This window comes from Halomonas garicola (genome assembly GCF_031935715.1).
GTDB classification, from domain to species: Bacteria; Pseudomonadota; Gammaproteobacteria; order Pseudomonadales; family Halomonadaceae; genus Vreelandella; species Vreelandella garicola.
The window spans coordinates 47,965-54,219 of sequence record NZ_JASSZF010000020.1 but is presented as its reverse complement, the minus strand read 5'-3'; the positions used below and the strand labels follow the sequence as shown (position 1 = coordinate 54,219).

At 59.8% G+C, this 6,255-nt stretch carries 5 protein-coding genes and 2 pseudogenes; 4 read left to right on the top strand and 3 right to left on the bottom strand.

The window, feature by feature from the left end; all coding sequences use genetic code 11:
* Nucleotides 1-112: 112 nt before the first annotated feature.
* On the bottom strand, nt 113-259 hold the full coding sequence (locus tag RS027_RS08900; protein ID WP_311956238.1) for a hypothetical protein: 147 nt from the start codon (nt 257-259) through the stop codon (nt 113-115).
* 218 nt (nt 260-477) lie between these two features.
* Nucleotides 478-687: a PA3496 family putative envelope integrity protein gene (locus RS027_RS08895; protein WP_311956237.1), complete on the bottom strand. Its 210-nt coding sequence runs from the start codon at nt 685-687 to the stop codon at nt 478-480.
* Between the two features lie 201 nt (nt 688-888).
* Between RS027_RS08895 and hexR the strand changes: the two genes are divergently transcribed.
* Complete coding sequence (gene hexR / locus RS027_RS08890) at nt 889-1,752, top strand: transcriptional regulator HexR (RefSeq protein WP_311956236.1); 864 nt, start codon at nt 889-891, stop codon at nt 1,750-1,752.
* Between the two features lie 13 nt (nt 1,753-1,765).
* Nucleotides 1,766-2,848, top strand: a pseudogene (locus RS027_RS08885) (NAD(P)H-dependent flavin oxidoreductase); the annotation flags it as partial.
* Nucleotides 2,849-2,941: 93 nt separating this feature from the next.
* Here the strand turns inward: RS027_RS08885 and RS027_RS08880 are convergent.
* Complete coding sequence (locus RS027_RS08880; RefSeq protein WP_464380058.1) at nt 2,942-4,657, bottom strand: DUF8451 domain-containing protein; 1,716 nt, start codon at nt 4,655-4,657, stop codon at nt 2,942-2,944.
* A 90-nt stretch (nt 4,658-4,747) separates the two neighbouring features.
* On the opposite strand from RS027_RS08880, the pseudogene RS027_RS08875 reads away from it, so the two are divergent.
* Together RS027_RS08875 and RS027_RS08870 are read left to right on the top strand one after the other, a co-directional pair.
* Nucleotides 4,748-4,965, top strand: a pseudogene (locus RS027_RS08875) (transcriptional regulator); the annotation flags it as partial.
* Nucleotides 4,966-5,318: 353 nt separating this feature from the next.
* Nucleotides 5,319-6,251, top strand: coding sequence for an OmpA family protein (locus RS027_RS08870; protein WP_311956234.1), 933 nt, complete (start codon nt 5,319-5,321; stop codon nt 6,249-6,251).
* The last annotated feature ends 4 nt before the right edge of the window (nt 6,252-6,255 follow it).

The window sequence follows — 6,255 nt, the reverse complement described above, 5'->3', positions numbered from 1 at the left end:
GCGTTTCTGCCCGTACTGATGGACATGGGTCAACGCCTGTCGGTCGGTTTCTGTCAGAGGAGAGATGAAGCGCCTTACCATGCTGCCGTCCTAAGCTGATATTATACCGACATTATGCATGAATATATTTGCCTAGGCACTTAAATGTATCTTTGGTACCTTTTACGGGCTCCTTGCCTTCTTGGATAACTTTTTCCTGAAAGTTATCATATATCTTGTTCATTTCTTCCCGTAGATCGCCCGGCTTGTAGTCTGCCATAGTTATGCGCCTTTTTTAGATTAAGCTAAAATTTGTTTTCCCCTCGTAACATAAGGTAGCGGATAGTAACCCGAATTTCCAGCGCCGCAGCCAATTTATTTTCATTTTTTATGGCAGCCGGAGCGGCCCGGGCTTTTCAGGCGAGCGCCGGGCAGCGATGGCGCCAGGGCCGGCCCGACCGGCAAGGCGCCCGGCAAAGGGTTTACCCGGAAAAGAGCTCAGTGCAGGCTGCCTTCCCGCGGGTCGGTGAGTTCGGCAATCTGCCGGGTGAGCGACTGGATTTCGCGGTGCACCTCGATGCCGCGCCGGGCGCGCAGGTGGCGCCTGGCGGAGTGGCGGCGGCGGGTTTCGTGGGCATCTACCTCCATGTCCATGAAAATGTCGAGAAGCTGAGCTCTGACCGAAGTGACACGTTCGACGTTACGCATGATCGACGTTCCTCCCGAAACTTCCTTTATGACGTTTTCCTTTATGAAAACTCCACGATGACTATAGCCCAAATGGCGATACGTGGCCCCGCCTACCGCGCCAAACGTGCGATAATTCCCCAACATGCGACCCGCCGCCCGTAAACGCCGGCACCCTCTGCCACTGCAGCCTTCGCGGCTGCCACAACCCGGGAGCCCGCCGTGAGCCGTGCCCTGTTTGATGAAATGAGACACCGCATGGAGCACCTGCGCCGCTCCGAACAGAAAGTGGCCCGCTTTGTGCTGAGAAACTCCGAAGAAGTCATCCACATGCGCATCGTCGACCTGGCCACCGAGGCCAAGGTCAGCGAGCCCACCGTGGTGCGCTTTTGCCGAGCGCTGGGCTGCGGCGGCTTCCAGGACTTCAAGCTCAAGCTGGCGCAGATGCTGGCCACGGGCAGCCAGTTCGCCCAATTTTCGATGAATGACAGCGACTCCGTGGCCGAGTTTTCCCACAGTATCTTCGACTCCACCGTGGGCACGCTGCTCTCGGTACGCGACCGCATCGACAACCAGGCGCTGGGCCAAGCGGTCAACGCCCTGGCCAGCGCCAACCGAGTGGAGTTTTACGGCTTTGGCGCCTCCGGCGCGGTAGCCGTGGATGCCCAGCACAAGTTCTTCCGCCTGCAGATATCCACCTCGGCCTACTCCGACCCGCACATGCAGAACATGTCGGCGGTCACGCTCAAGGAAGGCGACGTGGTGGTGGCCATCTCCCAGACCGGGCGTACCCGGGCGCTGGTGGCAAGCGTACGCCTGGCCCGGGAAGCCGGCGCCACGGTCATCGGCCTGTGCCCCAGCGGCTCACCGCTGGCCGCAGAGGTGACCCTGGCGCTTTACGTCGACGTGTTCGAAGATACCGAAATCTACACCCCCATGAGCTCGCGGATTGCGCACCTGGTGCTGGTCGACGTGCTCGCCGTGGGGGTGGCCAAGACCCGCGGCCCCAAACTTGCCGAACAGCTCAGGGAAGTGAAAAAAAGCCTCGGCCCGCTGCGCTTTCCCGAAGACGACGCCACGCCCTAATGAAGCAAGGAGGAATACCATGTGCTTTGCCAATTCGCTGACGCGTCTCGCCCGCATTCGGCACCCTATCGTTCAGGCACCGATGGTTGGCGTCTCGACGCCGGCGCTTGCCGCAGCCGTCTCCAACGCCGGGGCGCTGGGCTCCATCGGCATCGGGGCAAGCTCAGCCGAACAGGCGCGGGAGATGATCGCCGCGACCCGGGCGCTGACGGAAAAGCCGTTTAATGTCAATGTCTTCTGCCACCGCGAAGCGACACATGATTCAGCCCGTGAGGCTCAATGGATCCGCTACCTGAAGCCCTTTTTCGAAGAGTTCAAGGCGCCAGCCCCCTCCCGGCTCACCGCCGCCTACCCAAGCTTTAACGACAACCGCCCGGCTTTGGACATGCTGCTGGAAGAAAAGCCGGCGGTCGTCAGCTTTCACTTCGGCTTGCCGCCTGCGGAATGGATTCAAGCGCTTCAACAAGCGGGCATCGTCACCTTCGGCTGCGCCACCACGCCGGAAGAGGCGCGCATGGTGGAGGCCGCGGGCGTCGATGCCGTAGTGGCCCAGGGCGCCGAAGCCGGCGGGCACCGCGGTGTCTTCGCCCCCGAGCAGGGCGACCGGCAAATAGGCAGCCTAGCGCTTACTCGTCTGATCAGCGCCGCAAGCGGCATACCGGTGATTGCCGCCGGCGGCATCATGGATGGCCAGGGCATCGAAGCGGCATTGAACCTGGGCGCCGCCGGGGCTCAGCTGGGCACGGCCTTTATCCTGAGCCCCGAGTCCGCAGCCGGTACGGCCCACCGCCGGGCGCTAAAAAGCGAGCGCAGCCACCATACGCAAATCACCAGCGTCATCTCAGGTCGCCCCGCCCGGGGCCTGGTGAACCGCATGCACACAGACGTTGACCGGCCTGACGCCCCGGCCCTGCCCGACTACCCAATTGCCTACGCCGCGGGAAAAGCGCTGGCCGCCGCCGCCACGGCCGGCAACAGCACGGAGTTTTCCGCCTACTGGGCAGGCCAAGGCGCACCGCTGGCCCGCGAAATGCCGGCGGGCGAGCTGATCGAAAGCCTGGTGCAGAACTGCCGGTTTTTATCCCTGGCGCGATAGCGGCGTTTCACGGGAGGCTCTGGCCAGCGCATTGCGGGGTGAAGCACAAGGGGACGCCAGCGAACGTGTCGAGGATCATATTCCTGGACGTGGTCATTCGGTGACACCCTCTACCGTGCGATAGCCTTGCCGGCTATGGTTCGGAACGTTGGGATAGCGAAGTTGCAACTTGCCCGCCTTAACCAGGGGAGCAATGTGGCGCTCACCCGTATTTTTGGGCGAGCGCTGGAGCAGTTCAGACAGCTGGGCAAGGGTAAGGAATCGGCCTCGGCAGAGTCGAAGTAACGTGATCTGCATCGTCTCTGGTGGGGCGCGCCTGGTTTCTGCAACCGGGGCCGCTATCTGCTGTAGCTCTTGCCAGGCCTGAATGTCTTCAGCGATATCGCTATGCGGGAAGCTCTCCTCATTGCGGGGGGAGCTAGCATCCTTTTGAGGTATACCAGCCTCCATCTTCAAGTCGGCTGGAATCTCCAGGGGGAGCGTGTAATAGGCCCCCCGACGACGGCCGTGGGGCACCAGCATGCCTTTCTCTACCAAGCCACTGAGCATTTGAGTGATATCGACTCGATGCAGGGTGAGCATCTCCTGCAAGCGGCGGTTGGTGACCTGCTGTTCCAGGACAGCGATGATCAGCGTCTGGGCTTCATCAGCAGAGAGCTCCTGAAAGGCCTCACCAAAACACTGCTGCAGCCTTTTCATCACATCTTCGGGCATCACGCTGATCAGCGGCAGCGTCAGCATGACCCGATCCGGGCGGAAACGCTCACCAAGGCTGGGCGGTTGCCAAAGGTGTGCATGCCAGCTGCGCCGAATCTTGTCGAGGCCGGAACCCGCCTTATCGCCTACGCCCAGCAGCTGAAACATCAGCTGCAATGACTTGTTGCGGCACTCACTGACACCGCCTTCCATCAGCTGCTCCTGCGAAAGCAATAGCGTACCGGGGTTGGAGAACTCGAAACGGTTCTTGAAGCGATCCACCACAATGCCGCCCTGACCGTGATGCTCGGCATGGATCAAGGCATTGACTAGCGCCTCCTTCAACGCCTCATGGGCATCGCTTTCACCACGGCGATCGGCGCTGAAAGGCACCTTGAGTGCCGGGTCGTGTGCAAGCTTCTGGGCAACACGCAGATAAAACTGAAACAGATTGGCTTCCCAGGTGCCGTCGATGGTAAGCCGATCGCTCCAGCGAGTGTTCTCCTCTTCAGCCAGGCGCTCACGATAGTCAAGCTGGAAGCCTGGTAAGGCTGCGACATCCTGAATGGCTTCGACTTTGCCAAACATCAGCAAGCCCGAAAGGGTAAGACCCTCATCTCCGCTGCGCCGATCCTTGCGCCATCCACCCAGCTTGGCCAGCAAGCCCAGATCATCCTCGGTAAGCCAAGGGTGATCGGGCACCCGCGAGGCCACCCGATTGCGGTACTGTTTGAGCGAGGCGGAATCAAGATCATCGAAGTCAAAGTACTCGAGGATGCGGCTATCGGCCGGTTGCTGCTCGAGCCGGTCGGCGAACATTCGCTGCACTTCGGCCTCATTACAGCGGAAGTCCCCCTCGTGGTTACGCCGATAGGTGCCCTTGAAAGGGTCAACGCCAATATAGACCGGCCGCTCGCTGCGCGTGGCCCGAGGCACCTCGACGATAAGGATAGCGCTGCCCTCAAAAGACTCGACGCTGACATGGCGCTCCTGGAGGATGTTGGCGCTGATCTTCTGAGAGTTATTGAGCGTCATCCAAAAGTCACGCTGCAGCTTATCCACATCCGCCCCGGAAAGACCGGCTGTGGATGGCCCCTCATTACCCTCCTTCACTCCCAGATAGAGAGTTCCGCCTGCGGTATTGGCGAAAGCACTGTAGGTTTCCCAAAGGCTTTTATGGACGACGTGACGGCGATTCTCGGCTCGCTGCTGGCCGCGGAGGTGGCCCTCGCGCTTTACGACGTGTTCGAAGACACCGAAATCCACACTCCCATGAGCTCGCGGATTGCGCACTTGGTGCTGGACAACGTCCTCGCCGTGGGGTGGCCAAGACCCACGGCCCCAAAATTGCCGAACAGCTCAAGGAAGTGAACAAAAGCCTGGGGCCGCTACGCTTTCCCGAAGACGGCGAAGCGGTCTAGGTGTTTAGTCTCACGGCATAGTCGTTTATAGTATAAGACCTTGGCCCGGGAGGGTTTGGCGTTTTCATCAGCCTGCCAAGGCTATAATAAACAGCGCTATCATCCTTAAGGCTGAATTGTATATTCTGTATGGCCCAGCAGTGATCAAGCGCGCTGCAAGCCGACCTGCTTATCAGGTCTTTATCATACCGCCTCCTACTATTTGCGGCCCCTCACGCTGACGTCGCACAGGTGGCACTCGGAAATTGTATGAAGGATGACAGCGGCACTATAGACGTCTAGAGTCTTGTTCCCGCGCGCGCAGTAGATGCCAATACATTGCCCGCAAGCTTGATCATGTATCTGGAGTTAGGATGATACGTTTGTCTATCATGGCGCTGCTTTGCGCTGCACTGGCTGGCTGCAACGCTGCCACTATGGCGACAAAAAAGCCAACGATTCGTGTTCAACAGCCGGAGGGAGCGCAGCTCTCCAGTCAAAGCGAGCTGATTGAGCAGGAGCATGCCGATCGTATCCACCGCATTCGCCGTCTCGCGGACAAATGTGACGTCCCGGCGCCCAGCATTGACCAGCAGCTGCTACTGCCTAAAACACTGTTCGATACGGACCGTGATCTACCGGTCATTCGCGTAGCATGGGGTGATCGGGCTTTCTTTGACACCGACGAAGCCACACCATTGGCCTCTTCCGAGCCGATACTCTGTGTCCTGGCTGGCGTGCTTGAAGGCGACCTCCCTGATACCCATCTGGCGGTGGTAGGCCACACCGATGCACGCGGCAGCAAGGCTTATAACGAGGAACTAAGCCTGGCCCGCGCTCGGAACGTAACGCAGCGGCTGGTAGAACGGGGAGTACGACCGCAGCAGGCTGATTATATCGGTATGGGAAAACTACAGCCTGTAGCGCCTAACAACACGCCGGAAGGCATGGCCAAAAATCGCCGTGTAGAATTTTTCCTGGGGGCCTACCCCGAGATTACGCTGGAAGCGGTGAGTCGGGTGCCGGTCAATGAAGAGCACCGAGAGTTGGCCGAGACCCATTCACGAGAGCGCCAACCAGCAAGCGTGGGTAAAAAACGTTCTGTGCAAGTACACACACCGGCATCGCGCGATACTGATACCGTCGACCAGTCTCGCAAGACTAACGTAGAGAGCGCGCAGCGTCAGCCTGACGCCGGCGAAGCCAAGTCGCGGGAAATAACGGTCGGCGGTCGCCAGCGTAGCCTGGACCTTCCTGCCGTTGTGCATCGCGAGCCGGCTATTGGCAGCCGGCGCAGCGGTTTTTAACTTA

Excerpts from the sequence above, each read along its gene's own strand:
- RS027_RS08895 (WP_311956237.1), bottom strand. The coding sequence starts at position 687 with ATGCGTAACGTCGAACGTGTCACTTCGGTCAGAGCTCAGCTTCTCGAC.
- RS027_RS08870 (WP_311956234.1), top strand. The coding sequence starts at position 5,319 with ATGATACGTTTGTCTATCATGGCGCTGCTTTGCGCTGCACTGGCTGGC.
- RS027_RS08900 (WP_311956238.1), bottom strand. The coding sequence starts at position 259 with ATGGCAGACTACAAGCCGGGCGATCTACGGGAAGAAATGAACAAGATA.